Below are 24,853 nucleotides of genomic sequence, written 5' to 3'. Positions count from 1 at the left end.
TGCGATTCGGTGTTGTAGCCCATCCCTTCGAAAATGCGCGGTGCGTAATACATCACCACGTTCATGCCGGTGAACTGCTGCATCACCTGCAGCAGCACGCCCAGCCCCACCGAGCGGCGGAAGTTGCTGTTCTGCTGGAACAGGTGCCAGCCGCGCTGCGGCATCTTCAGCTGTTCTTCGATGTCGGCCACTTCCTGCGCCACGTGTACGGCATCACCGCGCAGGCGGGTCAATACATCGACCGCCTCGGCCTTGCGTCCGCGCATCATCAGCCAGCGCGGGCTGTCCGGCAGCACGAACAGGCCGAGCAGGAACAGCGCGCCGGGAATCGCGATGATGCCCAACATCCAACGCCAGTTGCCCGAATAGCTGAAGGCAGTGTCGGACAGGAACGCGACCAGGATGCCGACGGTGATCATCAGCTGGTAGGTGGAGATCATCGCGCCACGAATGCGCTCGGGCGCCACTTCGGCCAGATACAGCGGCGCGGTGAACGTGGCCACGCCGATGGCCAGGCCGAGCACGAAGCGTGCGCCGATCAGTGTCGCCGGCGACCAGGCCCAGCCGCTCAGCAGCGAGCCGGCCACGAACAACGTCGCGGCGAGTATCAGCGAGCGTTTGCGGCCCAGCGCGGCGGACATCCAGCCGGCGGCCAGTGCACCGGCGGCGGCGCCCAGCATCATCATGCTGACGATCCATTCGATGGTGCGGTCGGCGACCCGGAACTCGGCCTGGATGAAATGCGTGGCACCGGAAATGACGCCGATGTCGAGGCCGAACATCAGCCCGGCCAGTGCTGCCAGAACACACGTGAAGATGGTCGCCGCCATCGGATGGGCTTTGATCGGTTCGGCAATGGTGTTCATGGATGGCTCCGGGTGGAAGTTGCACCGCGCTGCGATGCCGAGGGTTGCGATTCGTCGTGAAGGCCGTCGTGGCGCCCGCGTGCTGCCACGCTGCGAGGCACGCCGGCGAAACGCGCTTCCGGCAGGCCTTGCACCGGCGACGGAACACGGAACAGATGGCCGGCCTGCGGGTCTTCGCGCCGGGCCTGCTCGGACAGGCCGTCGCGGGCGCTGGTGATGTACAGCGTGTCCAGCGCGGCACCGCCCAGCGCGGGCCGGGTCGGCTGCCGTGCTGGCACAGTCACCACCAGGTCCTGGACTCCGTTCGGCGCATAGCGCACGACGCGACCCATGCCCCATTGCGCGTTCCACAGGCCGCCGGCGGCATCCACCGTGGATCCGTCCGGCTCGCCGTCGATGGCGCGCAGGTCCAGCCAGTCCTCGGCGAGGCCCACGCTGCCGTCGACGGCATAACTGCAGCGCTGGATGACCCGCCTGGGCGAGTCGCAGAAATACATCGTGCGTCCGTCGGGGCTGAACGCCAGGCTGTTGGAAATCGCCACATGGCCGAGATCGAGCCGGTGCAGCGAGAGATCCGCATCGAAGCGGTAGAAACTGCCGACGGCTTTTTTCGGGCCGCCATCGTGCGGCTCGTGCAAGGTGCCGAACACGAACCGGCCTTCGCGATCGCACACACCATCGTTCAGACGCGTGGGCAGCTCCGCCTCGACCTCGCACAACGGCTCCAGCGTACCGCTGGGCAGATGCAGGAAGGCGAGGCGGCTGGCCAGGCCAAGCAGCAGCCAGTCGTCGCGCTCGCACAGCGCGAACGAGGCCAGCCGCTCAGGCATCGGCCAGGTTTCGGTGCTGCCGGTCACGGGGTGATGGCGCCACAGCGTGGACGCCTGGATATCGGTCCAGTACAGCGCCTGCGCACGCGGACACCACAGGATGCCTTCACCCAGCAGATTGCCCGCATCGAGTGCGCTGCTGGCGACGAGGCCGCTCACACCCAGCCGCCGTCGACGATGAAGTCCTGGCCGGTGCACATGGAGCTGTCGTCGGCCGCGAGAAACAGCGCGGCGCGGGCCAGGTCGGGCGCCATCAGGTGATCGGGCAGGCACTGCCGGCGGGCGATTTCCGCTTCGCCTTCGGCATCGAGCCACAGCTCGCGCTGCTTGTCGGTGATCACCCAGCCCGGCACCAGGCAGTTGATGCGGATGCGGTCGCGCCCGAGCGAACGCGCCAGACCGTTGACCAGTCCGCGCACGCCGGCCTTGGCCATGGCGTACATCGGGTAGCCGTCGTTCTTGATCATCCAGCCGGTCGAGCCCAGGCAGATCACCGAGCCGCCGCCCAGCGCGCGCATGTCCTCGACCACCGCCTGGGTGGCGAAATACTGGTGGCGCAGATTGACCGCGATGCTGCGCTCGAATTCCGCCGCGGTGCTGCCGGCCAGCGCATGGCGCACGTCGTTGGCCGCGTTGTTGATCAGCACTCCGATCGGACCGAGGCGCGTGCGGGCTTCGGCAATCGCCGCGCCCAATGCGTCGAGATCGGTGACATCGCAGCGCAAATACAGCGGGGCGTGCGCGACGTCGCCCAGACTGCGCTGCAAGGCATCGGCGCCGGCGCCGTCGATGTCGAGGAACGCCACCCGCGCGCCCTGTTGCGCGAAGGCCGCGACGAACGCGGCGCCGATGCCGGTGGCGCCGCCGGTGATGAGTACCGTGCGGTCGACGAGGCTGGGGTAACAGGCGAAAGCGGGCATGGCGTGTGTTCCGGGGTCGAGGTGTCGGGCGCCTACCATTCGGCGACACTGCCGTCGGCGTGGCGCCAGATCGGATTGCGCCAGCGATGACCGACTTTCGCGCGCTCGGCCACGTATTCCTCGTTGACGCTGATGCCCAGGCCGGGCCCGTTCGGAATGGTGACGAAGCCGTCGTCGTAGGCGAACACGCTGCGGTCGCTGATGTAGTCGAGCAGATCGTTGCTGGCGTTGTAGTGGATACCCAGGCTCTGCTCCTGGATGAAGGCGTTGTGGCATACGCCGTCGAGCTGCAGGTTCGCCGCCAGCGCGATCGGGCCCAGCGGACAATGCAACGCCAGCGCCACGTCGTAGGCCTCGGCCATCGCAGCGATCTTGCGCGTCTCGGTGATGCCGCCGGCATGCGAGGGATCGGGCTGGATGATGTCGACGCCGCCGATCGCCAGCACGCGCTTGAAGTCGTAGCGCGAATACAGCCGCTCGCCCAGCGCGATCGGCGCCGGAGCGATCGCGGCCAGTTCGGGTATCGCCTCGAGATGGTCGGACAGCACCGGTTCCTCGATGAACATCAGCTTGAACGGCGCCAGTTCGCGCATCAGCACCTTGGCCATCGGCTTGTGCACGCGGCCGTGGAAATCCAGCCCCAGGCCGATGTTGGGCCCGACCGCGTCGCGCACGGCCTGCACGTTTTCCAGCACGCGCTCGACCTTGTCGTAGGTGTCGACGAACTGCAGTTCCTCGGTAGCGTTCATCTTCACCGCGGTAAAGCCGCGCGCGACCGCATCGACCGCGGCCTTGGCGGTATCCGACGGCCGATCGCCGCCGATCCACGAATACACCCGGATACGCGAGCGCACCGGGCCGCCCAGCAAAGCGTGAATCGGCTGGCCGAGATCCTTGCCCTTGATGTCCCACAGCGCCTGGTCGATCCCGGCGATGGCGCTCATCAGCACCGGGCCGCCGCGATAGAAGCCGCCACGGTACATCAGGCTCCACAGGTCCTCGACGTGGCGCGGGTCCTTGCCGACCAGGTAGTCGCCCAGTTCGTCGACGGCGGCCGCCACGGTATGCGCGCGCCCCTCGACCACCGGCTCGCCCCAACCGCTGAGGCCTTCGTCGGTGTCGATGCGCACGAACAGCCAGCGCGGCGGGACCAGATAAGTAGTGAGGCTGGTGATCTTCATGCGCGTTGCGTATCCCTGGTCATGGCTGATTGCATGAGGTCCATGCGCCGGCGAAGGCGCGGGCGGCGGCGGCCACGTCGGCCACGCTGCGCCCCGGTGCGTACAAGGCCGAACCGATGCCGAAGCCGGAAGCGCCGGCGCGACGATAGCCGCCCATATTCTCCGGGCTGATCCCGCCCACCGGCAGCAGCGCCAGCTCCGGCGGAAGGACTGCACGCCAGGCGCGCAGCACGGACGGCGTGACGAGTTCCGCGGGAAACGCCTTCAGCGTATGGGCGCCGGCGCGCAACGCGGCGAACGCTTCGGTGGGCGTGGATACGCCGGGCACGCAGAACAGGCCGGCGCGGCACGCCGCCACGATCACGGCGGTATCGGCATGCGGCATCACGATCAACCGGCCGCCGGCCGCGGCGACTTCGGCCACCGCATCGACATGCAGCACGGTGCCCGCGCCGATCAGGCAGCGGTCGCCCAGCGCATCGGCCAGCAGGCGGATGCTTTCCAGCGGCTGCGGCGAGTTCAGCGGCACTTCGAGCATGCGGAAGCCCGCGTCCGCGATGGCGCTGCCGACGGCCACCGCTTCGTGCGGGCGCAGTCCGCGCAGGATGGCGATCAGGGGCAGCGGTTCCAGCCACTGGCTAAACATTCAATATACTCCGCGGGCAAAAGTGGACTGGCCGACCAGCGCCGCCGCCTGGGCGATGCGCCACAGACCGTGCGCCGATGCGTCGGCCACCGTATCGGGTTCGGCGAGCTGGAACACCGACGCCGCGCGCCGGTAACGCACGCACAGCAATTCGTCGCCGACCAGCAGCGGCGGTGTCTGTGCGTTGACCCAGCCCAGTGCCAGGGCCGCGCGCAGCTCTTCGCCGATCAGCAGGCCGGAGAGATAGTCCGGCACGGCAGCCGGCGCCAGGCAGCCTTCCAGCACCAGGGCGCGCGCGGAGAACAGCCGCGTCAACACGCCGGCGCTACCGCTGTCGCGAGCCTCGCGCACGCCAGCGTCGAACGCATCGGTGCCGGCTGGCGAGGCACCCGCGCCGGCGATACCGGCACCGAGAATCGAATGTTCGCGCAACACCGCATAGAGCTCGCCCGTCATCATCGTGGCCAGACGCACGATGCGGCCGTCGCGCACTTCGATCCACTTGCTGTGCGTGCCGGGCAGCAGCAGGCGCGCGTGACCGCGCAGCTCGGGACGCAGCGCCAGCACGCCGATCGCCTGGGTTTCCTCGCCGCGCATCATGTCGACGGCGATGCCGTCGCGCACGCCGGGAATGATGCCGACTTCGCGGCCATCCGCGCTGCGCACGCTGACGATGCCGGCGACCAGCGCGTCGACGTCGGCAGGCGTGTCGACATAAGGCACTTCGCGCCAGCCCTGGCGGCTGCCGACCATGCCGGCCGCAAGCACCGGCACACGCGGCCAGCCGTCGCAGATCGAGGCCAGCGCGGCGTCGAAACCGCCTTGCGGAAGATGACGGATGCCCCATGGCCGGCTGCGCGCCTCGTGCACGGCGCCATCGCCGTCGAACAGCATCGCGCGCAGCCGCGAGGTTCCCCAGTCGAGACCGATCAGCCAGTGCATGACGTCAAACCTTCGCGCCGCGGCGGCGCTTGTCCAAGTTCGCGCGCGAATCGTCCACCATGCGCAGCATGGCCCGGCGCGCCGCATCCGGTTGGCGCCGGCGGATCGCCTCCAGCACCTTCTGGTGATGCGGCAGGGAATATTTGAAATCCTTGGCAGTGCGCGCCGACAGCACGAAGAACGTGCCCAGGGCGGTCTCGATCACCGAGAACAGCGAGGCCATCAGCTCGTTGTTGGTGGCATTGAGCACCGCTTCGTGGAAGGCGAGATCCGCCTGGGTCCAGGCGTCCAGATCCTTCGCAGCCGCCATGGCCGCGTAGGCAGCATCCAGCCGTTCGAGCTGCTCCACGCTGCAGCGCACGGCTGCCGCCGCGGCCGCGGCCGGCTCGATCACCTCGCGCATCTCGACCAGCTTGCGCACGAAATCCTCGGTAGGCATCAACGCGCAGCGCCACGCCAGCACGTCCGCATCCAGCTGGTGCCAGAACCGCGGATCGCGCACGCGCGTACCCACTTTTGGCCGCGATTCCACCAGGCCCTTGGCCGAAAGCACCTTCATCGCCTCGCGCAAGGCGGTGCGGCTCACCTCCATCTGGTCGGCCAGGGCTTCCTCGCGCGGCAGCAGCTCGCCGGGGCGCAATTCGCCGCCGACGATGCGCCGGCCGAGCTCGTGCACCACATGCCCGTGCAGATTGCGCGGCGGCGCGGAACCGGGCACGCGGCGGCGTGGCGCCGCGGCACGGGCAGCGACCGCAGCGGCCTTCCGTACCGGCGGGATGAGATCCTTGGTTGGCTTATTTGTCATACAAGTGGGTTATATCAGACCATGGGGACAACGTCATCATTGTTCGCTGGATTTCCTCCGAGCGCCAGCGCGGCGTCGGCGGCCGACGGGCCGCGAAGGGCGGGTTCGTCGCCATCCTGCCTACCTCAAGTTGCTGCAATGCGTCAACGCCTTGCCGTCCCGCCACAGCTGCCGCGGCCGCGGCAAGCCATTGCCATCGGTGTTTTTGTGACTTGCATATTGTCCTACAATATGCTCGCATGCGTCCGCATCCCGTCCCGACGACAGCCGAACGCGAAGGTAATTTCATGAAGCGAGTGGAGTGGATCAACGGCCTGTTGTTCGCCACCGTGGCGACGTTCCCTGGACCGGTCCCGGCGGTGGACGCGGTTCGCCGCGTCCCCGGCGTGCGGGCCCACGACAGCGGGATCGAAGCCGCCACTTTGAGCAACGACGTGAAGGCTTGCCCGGGGACTCCGACCACCGCGTACACGCTGGACGGCAGCCACCACCTTTCCGTCGACTGCCGGGCCCTCACCGGCAAGCGGACCATCGTCGATTTCGGCAACCACACCTGCCGGAATCCCGACGACGAAGGTTGGGGCAGCGCCATGGACCCTGCGCCCTGGCGGAGGGTCGTCACAACCGGCCCGGATTCGACTGGCAAGGATCCGACGAACGGAAAGCACCTCCGGTGCTGATTCATCTCGCTGCGCCGAGGGGCGACGGCGATTTCGCCGTGCAGCGATGCCACTGAAACATTCAAGCAACTAATTCGTGCAGCCGACTAATCAATGGGGAGTGAAATGCAACGACATATTCTCGCGGGCTCGATCCAGCAGGCGTTGTTTGTAGTCACCGTTATTGCCTGCGCAGCAACTTGCAACAGCGCATACGCGCTGGACACAGCTACGGCACCCGGCACCATCGCAACGACCGATCAGGGAGCTCCGTCCGCCGGCCCTGCCAAGGAAAAGAAGAAGGACGGCAAGGACGTGGTGCAAATGAACGGCGTCAGCGTCACCGGCCAGCTGGCGGCGATCCGGCGGGCACAGGCCATCAAGCAGGATGCCGTCAATGTGGTTGATTCGGTTTCCGCGGAAGAAGCAGGAAAATTTCCCGATCCGAATGTTGCCGATGCCCTGCAGCGCGTGCCCGGCGTATCGGTCGATCGCAGTGGTGGCGAGTCCAGCCATATCGCCGTGCGCGGCTTCGGCCCGGAATTCGTCGCCGTCACGGTGAACGATCGCCAGATGGCTACCGCTTCCGGTTCGCGCGCCTTCAATTTCGACGTGCTGCCGTCTGAAATCATCAGCGTCGCCCAGGTCAACAAGACCTCGTCGGCGGATATTCCCGAAGTCGACATCGGCGGCGTGGTCAACATCCAGACCGCGCGTCCGCTGGACTTCCATGGCTTTCATGGTGCGTGGAGCGCGGCGGGCGTCAACAGCAACCTGACCGGCGACTGGAAGGGCAAGACCACACCCAAGGCATCGGGCGTCTTCGGCTGGACGAACTCGGACCACACCTTCGGCTGGCTGGCTTCGGCCACGTATTACAAACGCAAGGATACCCAGCTCAATACCCAGGCCAACTCCTGGTACGCCAACCAGAACATTTCCCAGCTGTCTCCCGGCCCTGGCACTGCCGGCTACACCAACGTTGCGGTGCCCGAGACTCTGGCCAGCAACGTGATCGACGAGACACGTACGCGCAAGGGCTTCAGCGGTGCGATCGATTGGAAGCCGATCGATCGGCTGACGGTTCAATTCGACACCTTGTATTCGAGCTACAAGGTCGATCCGCTGGAGCACGAGTTTGGCGAGTACGGCAACACCGCCGATATCCAGTCGATCACGACAGACGCCAACAACACCGCGCTTAGCTGGGTGCGCAACAGTTCCGGTCCCAACGTCATGGCGAACGACTACGTCATGTCGTACAACCCGAGTTACGAAAAGAGCACGCAAAATGGGCTGAACCTCGGCTTCGATATCGACGATTCGACCAAGCTCAGTCTGGATATCTCCAATTCCAAGGCCTGGAACAAGCAAAGCCCCTACGGTTATTTCCTGGTGATCGGCGCCAAGAACTTCGGTACCAATCCGACCTGGACCAACAATGGCGACGGCGAACCGCCGACCTACAGCAATATTCTTTCGTCGACGGACACGGGAAATTTGGCTGCGCATTGCTGTAATGCGGGCGCCGGCAACAACGTTACCAACAACGTCAACGAATACCAGATCAACTTGACGAAAAGCTTCGGCGGCGTGCTTTCCGAGCTGGATTTCGGCGGACAGATCACCGATCAGTCGGTCAAGTCGGTCGGTTGGGGAACGCCCGACGGCATCCTTTGCAATGCCTATTGCGGCTACAGCATTTCCGTTCCGCCCGATGCTGTAGGTGCTTATATCTATACGCCGCCGCCCAAGATCAGCGGGGTTTCTTCGCCGGGCGCGCCGTCGCAGTGGATCCAGTACGATCCGCGCGCCTACCTTGCCTGGCTCGCCTCGCCGGCGGCCTACAACCAGTTGTCAGCCGCCAAGCGCGCGGCACTGCTGGCGGGTCTGGCCGCCAATGGCGGAACCTTCAATGCGGCACCCAATCCGGGCAGCTACAACAAGGTGAACGAAAACGAGAAGTCGTTCTTCGGAAAGGCCGTGTTTGAAGGCACGCTGTGGGAGAAGCCATGGGCGCTGGATGTCGGCGTGCGCTACATGGACATCGCTTCCACTTCCACGGCGGTCAACCGGCCGCCCGCGACCTATTACGTCGATCCGAACGACACCAGCAATGGCCAGGTCACCTACGGCCCGCTGGCGCCAGAGTCCGCCAATGGCGGTTATCACAAGTGGCTGCCGTCGGTGAACTTCAAGCTGAGCCTGCTCGACAACCTGATCTATCGCTTCTCGGTGTCCAAGACGTTGACTCCGCCGGAACTCAGCAATCTCTACTACAACAAGAGTTTCGGCACGCGTCCGAATTCGTTGACCATCTCCCAGGGTAACCCGCAGCTTCAGCCGTATACGTCGAGAAACTTCGACATGGGCCTGGAGTGGTATATCGATGACGCCAGCTACATCGCGCTAGAAGGGTTCTACAAGAAGGTCAGCAACTTCAGCACGCTGGTCAGTACGCCGGTGGCGTTCCTGACCAACCAGAACACCGGGCAGCCCTTCATCTGGTCGCTCACCCAGCCGGTCAACCTCAATTCGTCGAACATCTACGGCGAAGAGCTGACCATCAACTATCAATTCACCCATTTGCTGCCCGATCCGTTCGATGGCCTGGGCATGTCTTTCAACTATACGCGCGTCTCCAGCAGCACCTCGCTGAGCCCCGGCATCATCGCCACTTCGGGCAAGTTCGCCGTGCCCGGTATCGGCGATTCTGCCAACCTCAGTGCTTACTACGAAAAGGGACCCGTGCAGGTGCGCCTGGCGTACAACTGGCGTGGCTCATACCTGGAGAGCATCGCCTCTGGTTCGGGTGCCCAGCCGGCCACCCGCACTGCGTACGGGCAGCTTGATCTGAGCGCGAGTTACAACCTCACCAAGCACTTGTCGGTTTTCGTGTCCGGCACCAACCTGACCCATCAGCACCTTTACGATTATTCCGTCTATCCGAATCGGTTCCTCTATGCCGAAGCCGACGGCACGGTGTACACGGTAGGTGTCCGCGGCACCTTCTGACGTGCTGCCGATCGGATGAGTGCTGCTTGACTGGCATCGGCTCCCCGGATGATTCCGCGGAGCCGAGCCTTGCAACGAGGAATTTCAGTGAGTTCATTCAGAAACGTCTTAACCGGTGTGCTGTTCAGTGCGTTGTTCTCCGGCAACATGATGGCCGCGCCGGCACCAGCCAGTCACGGCCTCGCCGTCGAGCAGGGCCACTTCATGCTCGATGGAAAACCGTTTCGTATCATCTCCGGCGAGATGCACTACGCCCGCGTACCGCGCGAGTATTGGCGTGCGCGTCTGAAGATGGCCAAGGCGATGGGCCTCAATACCATCACCACCTACGTGTTCTGGAACGCGCACGAAGCGACACCGGGCCACTACGACTTCAGCGGCCGGAACGACGTCGCCGAATTCATCCGCGAGGCGCAGCAGGAAGGCCTGTATGTGATTCTTCGCCCGGGTCCCTACGTGTGTTCCGAATGGGAGCTCGGCGGACTGCCCGCATGGCTGCTGAAGGGCAAGCCCGCCAACCTCCGCTCGCTCGATCCGGCTTTCATGCAGCCGGCTGAGCGTTGGCTGCATCGTCTCGGGAAGGAACTCGCGCCGTTGCAGCTCGCCGACGGCGGCAACATCATCGCGGTCCAGGTGGAGAACGAGTACGCGAGCTTCGGCGACGACCATGCCTATCTCGACCGGATTCGCCAGCTACTGGTACAGAGCGGTTTCGACAAGTCGCTGCTGTTTACCTCGGACAACACCGATCCGGGCAAGGCGGGACTGGCCGACCAGCTTCAAGTGATCAATTTCGGCACGGGCAACGCCGAGAAGAAATTCGCCGAGTTCGTGAAGCGGCGACCTGAGGGGCCGCACATGGCCGGCGAGTATTGGGCCGGCTGGTTCGACCACTGGGGCGCACCCCATCAAACTGCCGATGCCGTGCGCGAGGCCGAAGAGCTGTCCTGGATGCTCAAACGCGGCTACTCGGTCAACCTGTACATGTTTCATGGCGGCACCTCGTTCGGCTGGATGAACGGCGCCAACTGGGACAAGGATAGCTATCAGCCCGATGTCACCAGTTACGACTACGATGCGCCGTTGAACGAAAGCGGCCGGCCGACACCGAAGTATTTCGCCATGCGCAAAGCAATCGCAGACGCCACCGGGGTCGAGCCGCCGGCCGTGCCGGCGGCGCCCGCGACACAGGCGATCGATGGCATCAAGCTCGGCGAATCCGCCTCGCTTTGGGACAACCTGCCCGCTCCGGTCAGCGCAGCCGAACCGCGCGCCATGGAAGACCTCGATCAGGCGTACGGCTACATCCTGTATCGGAAAGCCGTTCCTGCCGACCGGTCCGGCAACCTGGTGATTCACGGATTGCACGACTACGCCGCTGTCTACGTGAACCGGGTGCTGGCCGGCACGCTGGACCGCCGGTTGAAGCAGGACACGCTGGCGGTCAAGCTCGCCAGGGGCGACACCCTGGACATCCTGGTCGAGAACACCGGTCGCATCAATTTCAGCAGGGAAATGCTCAAGGAGCGCAAAGGCATTCTGGGTGAGGTCACACTGCGCGGTGAAACCCTGCACGACTGGAAGATCTATTCGCTGCCGCTCACACACGTCGACGGATTCGCTTACAGCAGCAAGCCGTGCCTTCATGGTCCGTGCTTTTACCGCGGAACCTTCCGTGCGCCTGTGGCTGGGCGTGCGTCGGCGGATACGTTCCTCGACACCGCCGGGCTCAATAAAGGTTTTGTCTGGCTGAACAAGCGGCCGCTGGGACGCAGCTGGAAGATCGGCCCACAACGCACCTTGTACGTGCCCGGTGCATGGCTCAAGAACCAGGGCAACCAGCTCGTCGTGTTCGATATGTTCGGCACGGACCACACCACCTTGCGGACCTTGAAGCAACCCATTCTGGATGCGCCAGTATCAGAAGCGTTCCCTTGAAGCGCCGCTCGCCCGCAACCCGCCATGCCGTGACGTCGGGGATCGACGCCCATGCATGCTTCCCTTTTGAATTGCTGCCGCTTGGAGAGACTCGATGAAAGGCACTATGTCAACGATGGCCCGCATTGCGATGTTGTCCGCTTGTGTATTCGCCACCGCGGCCGGGGCGAAAGAAGCCACGAAAATCACTTTCAACGCGGACACGCCGCAGATGGGTTTCAACAACTGGAACTCGACGCACTGCCGCGACGAGTTCAACGAAGCGATGATCCGTGAGGTCGCCGACAAGTTCGTCAGCCTCGGTCTGCGCGACGCGGGCTATCGCCATATCAATATCGACGACTGCTGGGCCAACTGGAAACGCGACAAGAACGGCAACCTCCAGGCCAATCCCACGCGCTTTCCGCACGGCATCAAAGCCCTCGCCGACTATATCCACGCGCGCGGCTTCGCCTTTGGCCTGTATTCCAGCGCCGGCACGAATACCTGCGAGCCGAACGAACCCAACCGCGGCTTTCCCGGCGGCCTGGGCCATGAAAAGCAGGACGCGGCATTCTTTGCCTCGGTCGGCGCCGACTACCTGAAGTACGACAACTGCAACAACCAGAAGGTACCGGCCAGGCAGCGCTATCAGGCCATGGGTGAGGCCTTGCGCGCCACCGGCAGGCCGATCTTCTACAGCCTCTGCGAATGGGGCGAGAACAAGCCCTGGTTGTGGGCCAGGGACCCCGCGATCGGTGCGTCCTCATGGCGAACGACCGGCGACATCAGCGACAACTACGCCTCGATGCTGAAGATCTTCAAGGAGAATGTGGTACTGGACGCGTACGCCGGCCCCGGCCACTGGAACGATCCGGACATGCTCGAAGTGGGCAATGGCGGCATGACCGACGTGGAGTACCGCTCTCATTTCAGCCTGTGGGCGATCATGGCTTCACCGCTGCTGATCGGCACCGACATCCGCAAGATCAAGCCCGATGCGCTGAAGATTCTTCTCAACAAGGAAGTGATTGCGGTGGACCAGGATCCGCTGGGCGTGCAGGGCAAGCGCGTGAGCGACGCCCATGGCGTGGATGTGATCGTCAAACCGCTCAAGGACGGCAGCCGCGCCGTTGTGGTGTTCAACGAGGCCGACGCGGCACAGGACGTTGCCGTGAGCCCCAAGGAGCTTGGCCTGAAGGCGTCGACCAGGTACCGCATGCGCGACCTTTGGCAGCACCGTGACACGCAGGGCGACGGCTCCATCAAGTTGCGCCTGGAACCGCACGCCACCGTCATGTACCGCATCGCGGCGCAATAAGCGTCATCTCCTGAGTTGGATACCATGGGGCATGGATGCCCCCTCCCGCTTCAGGCAGCCGACACGCGACCGGCGGGCACTCGATCGAGCCACTGCAGCCGGCGCCGGGCGTTGGGATGCGCACGGGCAGGCCAAGGTTGCCCGGCACCGACGGGATGATCCGGCCAGGGTGCCGATCTTGCGCCTGACGCACGCGGTATCTACATAACGCAACGCCTCATGGTGTAGGGTCCATCCAGCCGCAAAAGCCGTTCTGTATGACTTGCCCCGGCATCGGCTAAGGTGCGCCTCCGGGCGGGTCGCTTTCAGCAAACGGCATCACGAGGAAGCCCGTGTCATGAGGAAGCCGATCGCGGTTCGCAATCCGTATGGACATGTGATGCACGAGCTCGGTCAACGCATCATCAGCGGCAAGTTGCGGCCCGGCGAGGTGCTGCCGCGCGAGGAAGCCCTCGCCGAAAATCTGCTGGCGAGTCGAGCGGCCTTGCGCGAGGCACTGAAGGTACTGTCCGCGAAAGGCTTGATCGAGTCGCGCGCCGGCGTCGGTGCGCGTGTGCTGGAAGAGCGGTTCTGGAACCAGCTCGATGCCGACGTGCTGGGCTGGCGCTGCGCATCGATGCCGACCGACGACTTCATCGACAAGCTGGTGGAGATGCGCGAGATCATCGAGCCGGCCGCCGCCGCTTCCGCCGCACGGCGACGCACTGCCGATCAGATGGCGGAGATCGAAGCGGCTTACCGGGCGATGGATGCGGCGCAGACGCTCGACGCATGGGCCGAGGCGGATCTGCAGTTTCACGATGCGGTGTTGCAGGCCACTGACAATGAGCTTTTGTCGTCGCTGTTCTCGGTAGTAGAGAGCGCACTCGGAACCTTCTTCGTGCTGTCCGCCCGCACCGTCAGCAACTTCAAGTATTCGCTGCCTCATCACCAGAATGTGCTGGAGGCGATTCGCCGCAAACAGCCGGAAGTGGCGCGCGAAGCCATGCTGGCCATGATCGCGGACTCTCAGACCAATCTGCTGCATCATCGCGGCCGCTCGCGCAAAAAGGCCGGCGCGTGAGCGGCGCGCATGCGCCGGACATCGACTATCTGCAGGTGAATGCCGGAACGACGCAGACGAGCGATCCGGTCACCGCACCTTGATGCAACCGTCATCCAGGTGGGGCATTCCGATGGGCGGTGCACCCCTTTTCACCGGAGCGAATCCCATGCGCCCATCCCGCCTGTTGCTGAGCGCCATCGCGATCGCCTTGCTCGGCCTGTCCGGCACCACGCTGGCGCTGCAGGCCTTGCGGGTGATGACTTTCAACGTGCGCCTGCCCAACCCGGACGACGGCGCCAACCGCTGGGAACTGCGCCGCGACCTGATGGTGCGCACCATCCGCGAACAACATCCGGACGTGCTCGGCACCCAGGAGCTGTACAAGCTGCAAGGCGATTACCTGGTCAGCAAGCTGCCGCAGTACACCTGGTTCGGACTCGGCCGCTACGGCGACGATCGCGACGAGCACATGGGCGTGTTCTACCGCACCGATCGGCTGCGGCTGGTGGAATCGGGCAACTTCTGGCTGTCCGACACGCCGGATAAACCGGGCAGCATTACCTGGGGACACCCGCTACCGCGCATGGTCACCTGGGCGTTGTTCGAGGAGAAGGACAGCGGCCGCCGCTTCTACTACTACAACACCCACTTTCCCTATCGCGAGCAGGACGAACCGGCGCGCACGAAAGCCGCACAGGAAATTCTCGCCCGCCTGCGGGCGTTGCCCTCCTCCGCACCGATCGTGCTCACCGGCGACTTCAACACCACGCCCGACAGCCACGCGCATGCGCTGCTCACGCAGACGCTGCAGGATGCGCGGATCAGCGCCGGTACGCGCAGCGGTCCGGAAGCCACCTTCCACAATTTCACCGGCAAGCCGGACCGCCGTATCGACTGGATCCTCTACCGCGGCTTTCACGCCACCGCCGTGCACACCGTCACCACCGGTCAGGACGGCCATTACCCATCGGACCATTTCCCAGTGAGCGTCGAGCTCAACTGGGATGCCGCGGCCCCGCCGGCCAGATGAGGCTTGGCCTGCAGTTGAACGTTCCGACACAGGCGCGCGGGGAAGCGGTGTTTCACCGAGGCACATGGCAGGTCGATTTTCGCCCCGCCCGTTCGTCGCCGAGATGAGGGCTAGTCCTCTCCATCGGAAAAACCACCATGGCAACCAACAGCCTCCGTCTCCATCGCGTTCTGTGTGCGCCGCCCGAGCGGGTCTACCGCGCCTTCCTCGATGCCGATGCCATCGCCAAATGGCTGCCGCCGAACGGCTTCACCTGCAAGGTCCATCAGCTGGACGCGCGAATCGGCGGCAGCTACCGGGCTGGACCTCCGCACCATCCAGGCTTCCTCCCAGGACGGGCATCGCCTCCAGGATCGAGATGTTCTCGCCCGGCATGCCGCCGTCGCGAATCATGAAGGCTGCTGCAGCCAGGGATCCTATACCGCCACCTACAAGATAGGCTTTTGGTTTCGTGCTCATGAATCGGGTTCCTCGAAATGCGATGGCGAAGCAGGCCACCGCTTGGTTACGGGTTGACTGGCGGCTTCATGTCGAACAACCCGTCATTCCTGCGCAAGCAGGAACCGGCGACTTTCAGGCTTTCGAAAAGCAGGGGCACTGGGTCGCAGCTTGCACCGGGATGACGAGCGAGAGCGGGTTTTCGACGTTCCCGCGTGCCATGGCCGCCGTACCGCGCCGGGTGCCGGCAGTTTCGCAAGGAGCGAGGGCGGCCAACTTGATCGTGGTCAAGCCGGCGAACGCCGGCGGCGGCGTGCGATGCGCGCTTGCGGCTACTTTGCCGGCAGCGAACGATTGAAGTCGAGTGCGGCATCCACCAGTTTCTGGCGCAGCGCATCGTCACCGTAAGCCTCCGATGCCGCCCGCACCCAGCCCTGCATGTGCCGTCCTCGCGACAGCATCGGCACGATGCCCGGGAGATCCAGCGCCCAGCCGTCGTTGCCCTTGCCAAGCCGCACCAGCATGCCGTCGTCGCGGGCGGCGCAAAGCAGGTTGCCATTAAGGAGCCAGGCCCAGCCGCCGAACATGGATTTCTGGGCAAGCCCTCGTACCGCTTCCAGCTGCTCGTTCAGCAATTCTTCCAGACCTTGGTCGCGCGCCATGTGTTGTTCTCCGGAAAGGCCGAGCTCGTTATCGTCACTTGACCGCCAGGATTCCCGTCAGCGGCTTGCCTTGGATAGTACCGAGGGAAACGTGCAGGAGATGCGCGATCGTCGGCGCGATGTCGACATTGGGAAATGCCGGGATTTCGCCCTTGGGCTGAATGCCGAGGCCCGCGGCGATGAAGATGCCTTGCATGAAGGGGTCGGAGTTGGGGTAGCCGTGATCGCCGACTTCCCTGGTCGGCGTCACGTAGTCCCCCGTGTCGCCCTTATCGAAGGCATAGTCGTCTGCGGCGTAGAGCAGCAGATCGGGCGCCTGATCGGTCTGCGCCGGCGTGGGCCAGCCTTGCTTCGCCGCTTCCGCGGGAGTCAGCGCGGAGCGGACGCCGGGCTGGCCCGCGAAGAGCGACTTCAATGCTTTTCTCGAAGCATCCGTGGCGTGCCGCTGGAAGACCAGGGCGAAACCCCCGTCGGTCAGGCAGAAAGTGGGGCGGGTTGCGGAGTCTGCCTGCAGCCCCGCCTGCCTGAGCAGGACATTGGGGTGCAATAGCTGGTGGACGCTTTGCTGACCGTGATCGGAGACGATGATGAAGGTCGTGCGGTCGAGCTCGCCGGCGGCGCGCACTGCGTCGACAACGTCCTTTACGCGGTCGTCGAGAAAGGCGATGGTATTGCGCCCCGCGTTGTTGCCGAAGCCCGTCTCGTGCTCGATGCTGTCCAGCGCCAGCAAGTGCAGCAACAGCAGGTCGGGGTGATGCTTCTGGATGATGTCTTTCGCCGCGCGGGTGTAGATGCGATCGCGCCACGCCTGGGATGGCTCGCCGAAATGCACGAGCTGATCGTGGGTGACGACGTCCTGCCGCACCAGGTCCTGCTCGATCGCGCCGACGGGATCGGGGTGTTCGGCGAATTGCCAGTCGATGCTCGATGAGCCTTCGATGGCGACCCAGTCCACCTGCGCCGTGGTGAGACCTGCCTTGTGCGCGGCGTCGTAGACGGTGGGGACGGCGACCAGCCTGGACTTTGGCGCTCCCATGTCGATCCCCGGCAGCGTTGCGGTGCGCTGGTCGACGATGAGCCCGTTGACCAGCACATGGTGCCGGCTCGCGTCGACGCCGGTGACCATGGCCGTATGGTTGGGCCAAGTGACGGTGGGGTTGATCGGCTGCATGGAAACCGCAAAGGCGCCGCGCTGCATCAGCGCATGCAGCGTCGGCGCGGGCAGCTGCGGCTCATGCAGGCTGACCGCGGCGAAGGCGTCCAGACTGATGACAACGATCTTCGGACGCTGCGTGGCAGGCGCCGCCTGTACGCAAAGCGGAAGCGAGACGCCGCCGGCAAACAGCAGCACCGTGGCTGCGACGGTTCGAAACAAGCGGGAGGCTGAGCACATCATGCGATTCCGTCGGTGGAGAAAGAGCGCCCGTCACAATAGTGCATCACTCCATTTTACTGATGAGTGTCGAATCTCAGCCGCAGATCCACCGTTCACCCCCGGATCAAGTCCAGGGCAGGCTCTGGGCGCAGGCGCGTAGCGCCGTACGGCGGGAGTGGCCATGGATGGCCACGGTTGAGGAGCGAAGAAGTCGAAGGGTATCGCCACCGAGGCGCTTCGACTTCGCTTGCTGACACAAGCTAAGCTCAGCATGAAGGGGCTTTATGAGCTGAGATTCGACACTAATCGGCATCATTCCACGTCACCCGCTGTTCCGCTCGTTGCGGGTGTGCCGGGCGTCTTCTTGAGCAGCCATGAATTGATCAGCGGTGCTCTGAGCAGCAGCGATTTGATCAGGGACGAGCCCGCCGTCTCCGCGGGCTTGCCCACCTGCTCCGGGCTCCATACGAAGGTCGCGACGCTCTGCGGCGGCATCGTGTACTCGAAGCGGGTTTCGCTCTGCATCACCGAGACGCGGCGCGGATCCGTTTTGCTGTTTACCATCACCAGCACGACCGATCCGTCGGAAGCATTCTGGAACGCCACATTGGCAAGCCCCTTGTCAGGATCGCTGGATCCCACCCGGACGGCGCCGGGCAGCACGAATCGGCTGAAGTGCGCGAACGCATAATATTCGTCGTTGCGGCTCACCTCACCGGTGTGCGAGTCGATCACGACCAGGCCCTTGCAGGCGTCGCAGCCACCGAAATGCGGACCATGCTGCTCGTCCAGCGCAAGGTTCCAGTACACCACGCCGCGCGCCCAATGCCTGAGCCCGGCCAGCAGCAGGTCTCGCGCGAACCACAGCAGTTCGCCGTTTTTAGTGGCCTCCCAGTCGCCGCCGGAACACTCGGTGATGTAGGTGTCCTTCCGGGGAAACGCACGATGGACCTCGCTCTGCGCAGACGGGACGCCGCGGTAGCAGTGCCAGGCAACGCCATCGATATAGCGGGCGGCATCGGCGTCGGCCAGCACGCTCAGGGGCTGCTCAGGCTCGTCCCAGTTGTGGTCCCAGCCAAGAATGAGTGTCTTCGGCTTGCGGTTCGCCAACGCCGGACCGAGATACTGCGCGATGATGCGGTCGCGCGTGGCCGCGGAAAATTCCGTACTCGGATAGGTCAGCGGTACGAAGCCCGGTTCGTTCTGCAAGGTCAGCGCGAAGATGGGGATGCCGTAGCCGCGAAAGGTATCGAGGTACTTGACGAGATAGGCCGCGTACGTGCTTTCGAACTGCGGCAGCAACTCCCCGCCGATCAGGTTTTCGCTGGCCTTCATCCATGCCGGTGCGCTCCACGGCGACGCGATGATGCGCAGCTGCGGATTGATGGACAGCACCTCGCGCACGGTAGGTATGACATCGCGCAAATTGGAGGCGACATTGAAATGCAGCAGCTGCGGATCGGTCTGGCCGAAGGGAACATCGTCCAGGGTGTACTGCTGCAGCGAAAAATCCGAGGCGCCGATGGTCAGGCGCGTCATGTTCAGATCGAGGTTGGGCGGGGGGCCGAACAGCTCGTGCAACAGCGCGCTGCGCTGCCGGTAATCCAGCTTGTTCTGCAGCAGCCACGCCGAAGAGTCCGTCAGCGCCGCGCCGAATCCCACGATGGATTGATATTTCTTGCCGACGTCGATGATCACGTCTGCGGGCGACGACGGGTGCGCGCTGAGCCCGACGTCGGGCTGCTGCGCCAAACGCAGCCGGCGATCCGCCGTACTCAGCCACAGCTGGACCCCGACCGTTACCGGAAGCGGGGTCACCGTAACTTCGGTCCTTACCCCGAAATGCTCGCGGCGCGGCACATAAAGAGCGGCCAGTGCGAACAGGGAAATCAGAACGATGGAGGAAATCGCCAGCCAGCGAGAAATATATTTGCCCTCATCCATGGCGTGCACGAAGCCCATCATCCACGTTGCAGTTCACTTGCGACAACTCCACGATGATGAAGCTTCCGGGCAGGGGGATTGCCGGATCATTTTGAATCCGAAACTGGGCGTATGTCACTCCGTCGAAGCCGCGAAACGGTGATCAGCGTCGACTTTCCAAAAGCGCGCTCCAAGCTGGCCCGTTTTCTCGAGCCGGCTTTCAAGAAAGTGCGCCATGGCCCCCAGGTCTGCGTTCAGAGCTTCCCGGCCCCCTTGCGCAGCCAGAGATCGATCAGGGATTTCTCGTAGCGCAACGAGTCCTGATCGGAGCTGAAACCGTGGCTGAGAAAGGCTGCATCGCGCAGCTTGCGCTGGCCCTGGCGCAGCACCTTGCCGTCAGCCCCGTACAAGGTGAAGTTCAGGTCGATGCGCGGCGGATAGATGTCCTTGATGATGCGCACGTCCTCGAAGCGAGGTCCGCGCCAGGGCTCGTATTCGCCGGCGCGCTTCACATCGGTCACCTCGATGTCCAGCCGCTGGCCCGGCGCCAGGATGCGCGAGGCGCGCTGGACGATGTAGGCCTTGAGCGGTTTCAGATAAGCGTCGGGATCGACCACGTGCATCCCGAAAGTGCGCCTTGCCTCGGTGAAATTCTGGGGATCCTTGTAGTGCACGTCGACGTTGCCCGGCGGTGCCGCCGCCCACGCCATGACGGAGGCAAGGGCCAGGCAGGCAACGCACAGCAGGCGGAACAACGGGGAAGATTTCATGGCACACCTCCCGGAACAGGACAGGGCTCAGTATACGTCCGGGTCAAAAGCCGGGTTGAAAAACCGCCGCGCGACGGAACCATGCCGGTCTTCGACTGTCCACAGCACGTGGTCTGAACGCGTCCGTTGCCGGGGAACAGCGACTACCCCAAGCCATGCAAAAGAATGGATCTCCTGGCATGCCCGAGCACAGGACATGGCGTCTGCCCTGGAAACGATGTCGCAGACATTCGTCGCGCAGCACCTCCCCCCTCATGGTCCCACGGCTTGTTCTGCGCGACCCGATTCGCCGCGGCGTCGCGCTCGCCGTCTCGATGTCGTTCCACCTCGCCGTGCTGGTTCTGATGGCGTGGCCGGCTGTCCATAAGCGGAGCGTCACTCCGACCGAGGGCCGCCGTCTGCATGCGATCCAGCTACGCTTCTTCCGGCCGCCTTCGGCACACAAAGCCGCATCCTCACCCGGGGTGATCGCACCGGCCTTGCGCGCTCCCACCACGTTGTCGGCACCGTGGTTGAAACCCCCGACCGTTCGATACGCCACGCGTGCTGCCCTCCTGCCAACCGAAAAGCATCCGCCCGGCGCACCGGCCGCTTCAACTCCGATCGGCGGCGACAAGAGTGCGATCGGCGACGGAGGTTTCCGGGAGCGGCGGCTCGAGGCCCAACGCTCCTATGCGGTTCACGGCATACCGGGTTCCGACCAGCCACGGGTGGCCGGTATCGCGCTGATCGACCCCAGGACACAAGGGATAGGCGCCGTGATGCGTGGCGCGCAGCGACTCTTCGGCATTGCAAACCGCCATTGCGTCGACGTCGATCTGTGGCGAAACCTGACCCCGCAGGAACTGATCGCGCGACATGTCTCGCCCGGCGAGGTGGATCGAACCGACGAGACGTATCACTGCAACCGGCCGTCTGGTTTGAGTTTTTAGCCGACGGCCATTTGGATTCGCGTTGCCTCGGGGCCAGCGCGAAAAGCCCCACGCGCACTGTGGGAGCGGCTTCAGCCGCGAAAGCCCCCAGCAACACCGGATTCCCCCACTTCCCGCCCGGCACCGCCTTGCGCGTGAAGTGCCACACGCCGGCACCACTCCTGCTTCCGCTACCTGCAACGCTGCAGCTGGGCACCGTATTCACGGGCGAGCCGGTCGACGTCATCGGCGGTCTGCAGCAGGTGGCGGTCGTGCCGCCACTGGCCGCTGCGGTAGCCACCGATGCCCTCGTGGTAGGCCAGGTACAGCTGCCTTGCGTCCCACTTGGAGATGCCAAACTCGCGATGGATGCGGTCGGTGTACCAGCCAAGGAAATCGAGCGAGTTGTCCATGTTCTTGCGGCTCTTGAACCAGCGGCCGTTCGCCTTGCGATACTCCTGCCACACCGGGTCCTGCGCCTGCACGTAGCCATAGGCGCTGGAGCGGCGCGGCAGCGGGATGAACAGGAAATGTGGCCGCGCCGGACGCGCCTTCTCGCGGAAGCCCGACTCCCGCTGCACGAACGCCATCAGCACGTTGACCGGGGTACCCCAGCGCTTCTGCGCCGCGCGGGCATCCCGGTACCAGCGCGGATACTGGTCGAAGACCTGGCAGATGCTCTGGCTGTTGCGGGGCGGCGCGGTGGCACACCCACCCAGGGCCAGCAGGCCGACGGCTAAAAGGGACAGGCCGAGACGGCGAGCCGTCATGGCGTTCCATGCTCTGATCATGGGCGCAGGGTAGCAGCCGATGGCGCGCGCCGTGGAGTGGCGTTGCGGAAAATATTCCCGACACCTTGGTGCTGCCACGAGCCATCGGAATCGAGCCGCGCAGGCGACCACTCTTCTGGCCTTATCTTCCAGCCTCACCCGGTACCGGTGGTGTTAAGTTGCGGGATTATCCACTCGCTTGCCGGAACCCCCATGCCCCGTTTCCTTACCGCCGGTTCGCCGGTTGCGCTACGTCGTACGTTTTCGCGCCTCGCTTTGGCCCTAGCGATGGCACTCGCAGTCGGTACCGCCGGTGCGCAGCAAGCGCACACTGACCATGTGCCGCCGCCGCAGGACACGCCGTACGTCGGCACGGTGACGATCCATGTCGATGCCGACGACACGGCGCAAGGCATTTTCCGTGTCCATGAAACGATTCCGGTGAAGGCAGGCGCGCTGACGCTGCTGTACCCGCAGTGGATTCCCGGCGACCACTCGCCCACCGGCCCGATCGCCATGCTCGCCGGCCTCAAGCTCAGCGCCGACGGCAAGCCGCTCATGTGGAAACGCGACAAGTACAACGTGTACGCGTTCCATCTCGACGTGCCTGCGGGCGTCTCCACGGTCGATGCCGCGTTCCAGTACATGTCCGGTCGCACCGACAGCGAGGGATTCGAGATCACCGACCGCATGATGGACATGGAATGGAGCAAGGTGGCGCTGTATCCGGCCGGCCATTTCTCGCGCGACATCACCTTCGCGCCCAGCGTGACACTGCCGCATGGCTGGCAGTTGGGCACCGCGCTGGAGACGGCCTCGCAATCGGGCGACACCATCGCGTTCAAGCCGGTGACATTCAACAACCTGGTCGATTCGCCGATCTACGCGGGCCGGTACTTCAAACGCGTCGATCTCAACCCGGGCGGCGCAACGCCGGTGCACCTGGATATCGTCGCCGACGCGCCCAAGTACCTGCAGATGACGCCCGAACAGTTGAAGGTGCATCGTGCACTGGTGACACAGGCGGCAACGCTGTTCGGCTCGCACCACTACGACCACTACGATTTCCTGTTTTCGCTGTCCGATGTGCTGGGCGGCAACGGCACGGAGCACCACCAGTCCAGCGAGAACGGTCTGGGCTCCGACTACTTCACCGCCTGGAACGACGCCGCGCCCGACCGCGACCTGCTCGCCCACGAGTACGCGCATTCGTGGAACGGCAAGTTCCGCCGTCCGGCCGACCTGTGGACACCCGACTTCAACGTGCCGATGGGCGACTCGCTGCTGTGGGTGTACGAGGGGCAGACCCAATACTGGGGTTTTGTGCTGACCGCGCGCGCCGGCATGTGGACGCCGCAGCAGTTCCGCGACGCGCTGGCCATGGTCGCGGCCAACTACGACCGCAATCGCGAAGGTTTCCAGTGGCGCACGCTCGAAGACACCACCAACGACCCGAGCGCCGCCCGCCGCTCCAGCCTGCCGTACCGCAGCTGGCAGATGAGCGAGGAGTACTACAGCGGCGGCCAGATGATGTGGCTGGGGGTGGACGCCAAGCTGTGCGCGCTGACGCATGACCGAAAATCGCTGGACGATTTCGCCCGCGCGTTCTTCGGCGTCGACGACGGTAGCTACCTGACCAGGACCTATACCTTCGACGACGTGGCGGCCGTCCTGAACGGCGTGGCCCAATACGACTGGGCGAGCTTCCTGCGCGCGCGTGTCGACACGCTCGACCCGCCGCTGGAGAACGGCATCGCGGCGACCGGCTGGAAGCTGGTCTACACCGATCAGGAAAGCGCGTACGAGAAGCAGTACAACAGCCGGCCGCAATCGTCCCGCCATCTGTTCAACTTCGCCTGGTCGATCGGCTTGACGATGAACGACGCGGGACAGGTCAACGACGTGCGCTGGGACGGGCCGGCATTCAAGGCCGGCGTCAGCACCGGCGCCACCCTGGTCGCGGTGAATGGGCAGACCTATTCGAAGGATGTGCTGAAGAACGCGATCGCTGCGGCCAAAAACGGCAACGCGCCGATCCAGCTGCTGCTGAAGTACCAGGGCGGCTACCGCACGGTGCCGGTGAACTATCACGGCGGCCTGCAATACCCGCATCTGGTGCGCGTCGAAGGCACACCCGATTACCTGAGCGAGATCATCGCGCCGCACAAGTAAACGCCGAGGCGGTGCTTGAAGCTTGCGCGCGAATCGGCGGATCTTGTCCGGCGGCTCGACGGAGCTGGACGTCCGAATCTGCATGAGGGCCTGCAGCGAACGCGACTCGCGCCCCCTGTTTTATCCCCAACTTCTTTTTGCTCTTTTCCCGGCCAGCCGGTCGTAAGATATTGCGGCTCACCATGGAGGGAGTTTTATGAAGGCCTGGATTGCAGCACGGCCGATGTTGTTGCCGGCGACGGTCATGGCCGCGACGAAGCGCGCGTCCGTCGTTCCTGCCATGCAGAGCGTGGGCTTTGGCGCCTACCCGAGCGGCATTGAAAGGTCCCTCAAGGCATGGGCGGATACGAGGCGACGATCACGCTCGTCGGATTTTCCAGCAGTGATGTCGCCGCCGCCATCGAGGCCTTCGAAGAGTTGAAGCCCAACGGCGAGTTCGGGACCACCGCCATCTACAAGACCAGGCATGCCGATTAGAAAACGAGAACGGGTTCACTCCCTGGTGGCTGAAGGAGTGAGCGCCGCTCCCCATGGAGTTCAGCTATGGATGCGACCCACTCCAAGAGTGCTTTCGTGTACGGACAGGTCAGGCGCGCTCTGCAGTCGGGACGCTACGCACCCGGGCAGCGGATCGATCCGGCCACGCTTGCCGCAG

General features: G+C 64.4%; 23 protein-coding genes and 2 pseudogenes. 12 read left to right on the top strand and 13 right to left on the bottom strand.

Annotated features, from left to right (window positions below; all coding sequences use genetic code 11):
• From ACFPPB_RS18830 to ACFPPB_RS18800, 7 genes are all read right to left on the bottom strand, one after another.
• A partial coding sequence (locus ACFPPB_RS18830; RefSeq protein WP_377329953.1) for a sugar porter family MFS transporter occupies positions 1-866 on the bottom strand: 866 nt, incomplete at its 3' end.
• The gene (locus tag ACFPPB_RS18825) at positions 863-1,855 is read right to left on the bottom strand and encodes an SMP-30/gluconolactonase/LRE family protein (protein WP_377329951.1); all 993 of its coding nucleotides are present in this window, start codon (positions 1,853-1,855) and stop codon (positions 863-865) included. The genes ACFPPB_RS18830 and ACFPPB_RS18825, both read right to left, overlap by 4 nt.
• Complete coding sequence (locus tag ACFPPB_RS18820; RefSeq protein ID WP_377329949.1) at positions 1,852-2,616, bottom strand: SDR family NAD(P)-dependent oxidoreductase; 765 nt, start codon at positions 2,614-2,616, stop codon at positions 1,852-1,854. Before ACFPPB_RS18820 ends, ACFPPB_RS18825 begins: the two co-directional genes overlap by 4 nt.
• 32 nt (positions 2,617-2,648) lie before the next feature.
• Positions 2,649-3,797 (bottom strand): galactonate dehydratase, encoded by a 1,149-nt coding sequence (gene dgoD, locus ACFPPB_RS18815; RefSeq protein ID WP_377329947.1) that lies wholly within the window; start codon positions 3,795-3,797, stop codon positions 2,649-2,651.
• A 19-nt stretch (positions 3,798-3,816) separates the two neighbouring features.
• The gene (locus ACFPPB_RS18810) at positions 3,817-4,443 is read right to left on the bottom strand and encodes a 2-dehydro-3-deoxy-6-phosphogalactonate aldolase (protein ID WP_377329945.1); all 627 of its coding nucleotides are present in this window, start codon (positions 4,441-4,443) and stop codon (positions 3,817-3,819) included.
• Entirely contained in the window at positions 4,444-5,385 is a 942-nt protein-coding gene (locus ACFPPB_RS18805; protein ID WP_377329943.1) for a 2-dehydro-3-deoxygalactonokinase, read from the bottom strand.
• A 4-nt stretch (positions 5,386-5,389) separates the two neighbouring features.
• Positions 5,390-6,190: a FadR/GntR family transcriptional regulator gene (locus ACFPPB_RS18800; protein ID WP_377329942.1), complete on the bottom strand. Its 801-nt coding sequence runs from the start codon at positions 6,188-6,190 to the stop codon at positions 5,390-5,392.
• Between the two features lie 287 nt (positions 6,191-6,477).
• Here ACFPPB_RS18800 and ACFPPB_RS18795 point away from each other — a divergent pair, with 287 nt between their 5' ends.
• The 7 genes and pseudogenes from ACFPPB_RS18795 to ACFPPB_RS18765 form a co-directional block, all read left to right on the top strand.
• Entirely contained in the window at positions 6,478-6,870 is a 393-nt protein-coding gene (locus tag ACFPPB_RS18795; RefSeq protein ID WP_377329940.1) for a hypothetical protein, read from the top strand.
• A 105-nt stretch (positions 6,871-6,975) separates the two neighbouring features.
• Positions 6,976-9,864 carry a TonB-dependent receptor gene (locus ACFPPB_RS18790; RefSeq protein WP_377329938.1) on the top strand — a complete coding sequence of 963 codons (2,889 nt, stop codon included), beginning with the start codon at positions 6,976-6,978 and terminating at the stop codon, positions 9,862-9,864.
• An 87-nt stretch (positions 9,865-9,951) separates the two neighbouring features.
• A complete protein-coding gene (locus tag ACFPPB_RS18785) occupies positions 9,952-11,802 on the top strand; it encodes a glycoside hydrolase family 35 protein (protein WP_377329935.1) in 1,851 nt (616 codons plus the stop codon).
• A 115-nt stretch (positions 11,803-11,917) separates the two neighbouring features.
• Positions 11,918-13,102, top strand: coding sequence for a glycoside hydrolase family 27 protein (locus ACFPPB_RS18780; RefSeq protein ID WP_377329933.1), 1,185 nt, complete (start codon positions 11,918-11,920; stop codon positions 13,100-13,102).
• Positions 13,103-13,439: 337 nt separating this feature from the next.
• The gene (locus ACFPPB_RS18775; protein ID WP_377329931.1) at positions 13,440-14,165 is read left to right on the top strand and encodes a FadR/GntR family transcriptional regulator; all 726 of its coding nucleotides are present in this window, start codon (positions 13,440-13,442) and stop codon (positions 14,163-14,165) included.
• A 148-nt stretch (positions 14,166-14,313) separates the two neighbouring features.
• Positions 14,314-15,177, top strand: coding sequence for an endonuclease/exonuclease/phosphatase family protein (locus tag ACFPPB_RS18770; RefSeq protein ID WP_377329929.1), 864 nt, complete (start codon positions 14,314-14,316; stop codon positions 15,175-15,177).
• Positions 15,178-15,314: 137 nt separating this feature from the next.
• A pseudogene (locus ACFPPB_RS18765) lies at positions 15,315-15,476 on the top strand (SRPBCC domain-containing protein); the annotation flags it as partial.
• Here the strand turns inward: ACFPPB_RS18765 and ACFPPB_RS18760 are convergent.
• On the bottom strand, positions 15,427-15,636 hold the full coding sequence (locus ACFPPB_RS18760; RefSeq protein ID WP_377329927.1) for an oleate hydratase: 210 nt from the start codon (positions 15,634-15,636) through the stop codon (positions 15,427-15,429). The pseudogene ACFPPB_RS18765 and the gene ACFPPB_RS18760 sit on opposite strands and share 50 nt — an antisense overlap.
• A 22-nt stretch (positions 15,637-15,658) precedes the next feature.
• Between ACFPPB_RS18760 and ACFPPB_RS18755 the strand changes: the two genes are divergently transcribed.
• Positions 15,659-15,973, top strand: coding sequence for a hypothetical protein (locus ACFPPB_RS18755; RefSeq protein ID WP_377329925.1), 315 nt, complete (start codon positions 15,659-15,661; stop codon positions 15,971-15,973).
• Here ACFPPB_RS18755 and ACFPPB_RS18750 read toward each other — a convergent pair.
• From ACFPPB_RS18750 to ACFPPB_RS18735, 4 genes are all read right to left on the bottom strand, one after another.
• Positions 15,948-16,277: a TfoX/Sxy family protein gene (locus tag ACFPPB_RS18750; RefSeq protein WP_377329923.1), complete on the bottom strand. Its 330-nt coding sequence runs from the start codon at positions 16,275-16,277 to the stop codon at positions 15,948-15,950. The genes ACFPPB_RS18755 and ACFPPB_RS18750 overlap by 26 nt on opposite strands.
• A gap of 34 nt (positions 16,278-16,311) precedes the next feature.
• The gene (locus ACFPPB_RS18745; RefSeq protein WP_377329921.1) at positions 16,312-17,628 is read right to left on the bottom strand and encodes an alkaline phosphatase family protein; all 1,317 of its coding nucleotides are present in this window, start codon (positions 17,626-17,628) and stop codon (positions 16,312-16,314) included.
• Between the two features lie 336 nt (positions 17,629-17,964).
• Positions 17,965-19,596, bottom strand: a complete 1,632-nt coding sequence (locus ACFPPB_RS18740) for a glycoside hydrolase family 30 protein (protein ID WP_377329919.1) — start codon at positions 19,594-19,596, stop codon at positions 17,965-17,967.
• 233 nt (positions 19,597-19,829) lie between these two features.
• Positions 19,830-20,345 carry a DUF3016 domain-containing protein gene (locus ACFPPB_RS18735; protein ID WP_377329917.1) on the bottom strand — a complete coding sequence of 172 codons (516 nt, stop codon included), beginning with the start codon at positions 20,343-20,345 and terminating at the stop codon, positions 19,830-19,832.
• A 254-nt stretch (positions 20,346-20,599) separates the two neighbouring features.
• Here ACFPPB_RS18735 and ACFPPB_RS18730 point away from each other — a divergent pair, with 254 nt between their 5' ends.
• On the top strand, positions 20,600-21,277 hold the full coding sequence (locus tag ACFPPB_RS18730; RefSeq protein WP_377329915.1) for a hypothetical protein: 678 nt from the start codon (positions 20,600-20,602) through the stop codon (positions 21,275-21,277).
• A 170-nt stretch (positions 21,278-21,447) separates the two neighbouring features.
• Here ACFPPB_RS18730 and ACFPPB_RS18725 read toward each other — a convergent pair whose 3' ends face one another.
• Entirely contained in the window at positions 21,448-22,026 is a 579-nt protein-coding gene (locus ACFPPB_RS18725) for a transglycosylase SLT domain-containing protein (protein ID WP_377329913.1), read from the bottom strand.
• A gap of 213 nt (positions 22,027-22,239) precedes the next feature.
• Here ACFPPB_RS18725 and ACFPPB_RS18720 point away from each other — a divergent pair, with 213 nt between their 5' ends.
• From ACFPPB_RS18720 to ACFPPB_RS18710, 3 genes and pseudogenes are all read left to right on the top strand, one after another.
• Positions 22,240-24,198, top strand: a complete 1,959-nt coding sequence (locus tag ACFPPB_RS18720; protein WP_377329911.1) for a M61 family metallopeptidase — start codon at positions 22,240-22,242, stop codon at positions 24,196-24,198.
• A 336-nt stretch (positions 24,199-24,534) separates the two neighbouring features.
• Positions 24,535-24,675, top strand: a complete 141-nt coding sequence (locus ACFPPB_RS18715) for a hypothetical protein (RefSeq protein ID WP_377329909.1) — start codon at positions 24,535-24,537, stop codon at positions 24,673-24,675.
• Between the two features lie 66 nt (positions 24,676-24,741).
• Positions 24,742-24,853: pseudogene (locus ACFPPB_RS18710) on the top strand (GntR family transcriptional regulator); the annotation flags it as partial.

It is taken from the genome of Rhodanobacter terrae (assembly GCF_042657005.1).
Taxonomy (GTDB): domain Bacteria; phylum Pseudomonadota; class Gammaproteobacteria; order Xanthomonadales; family Rhodanobacteraceae; genus Rhodanobacter; species Rhodanobacter terrae.
This window is presented reverse-complemented; position numbering and strand designations above follow the sequence as displayed.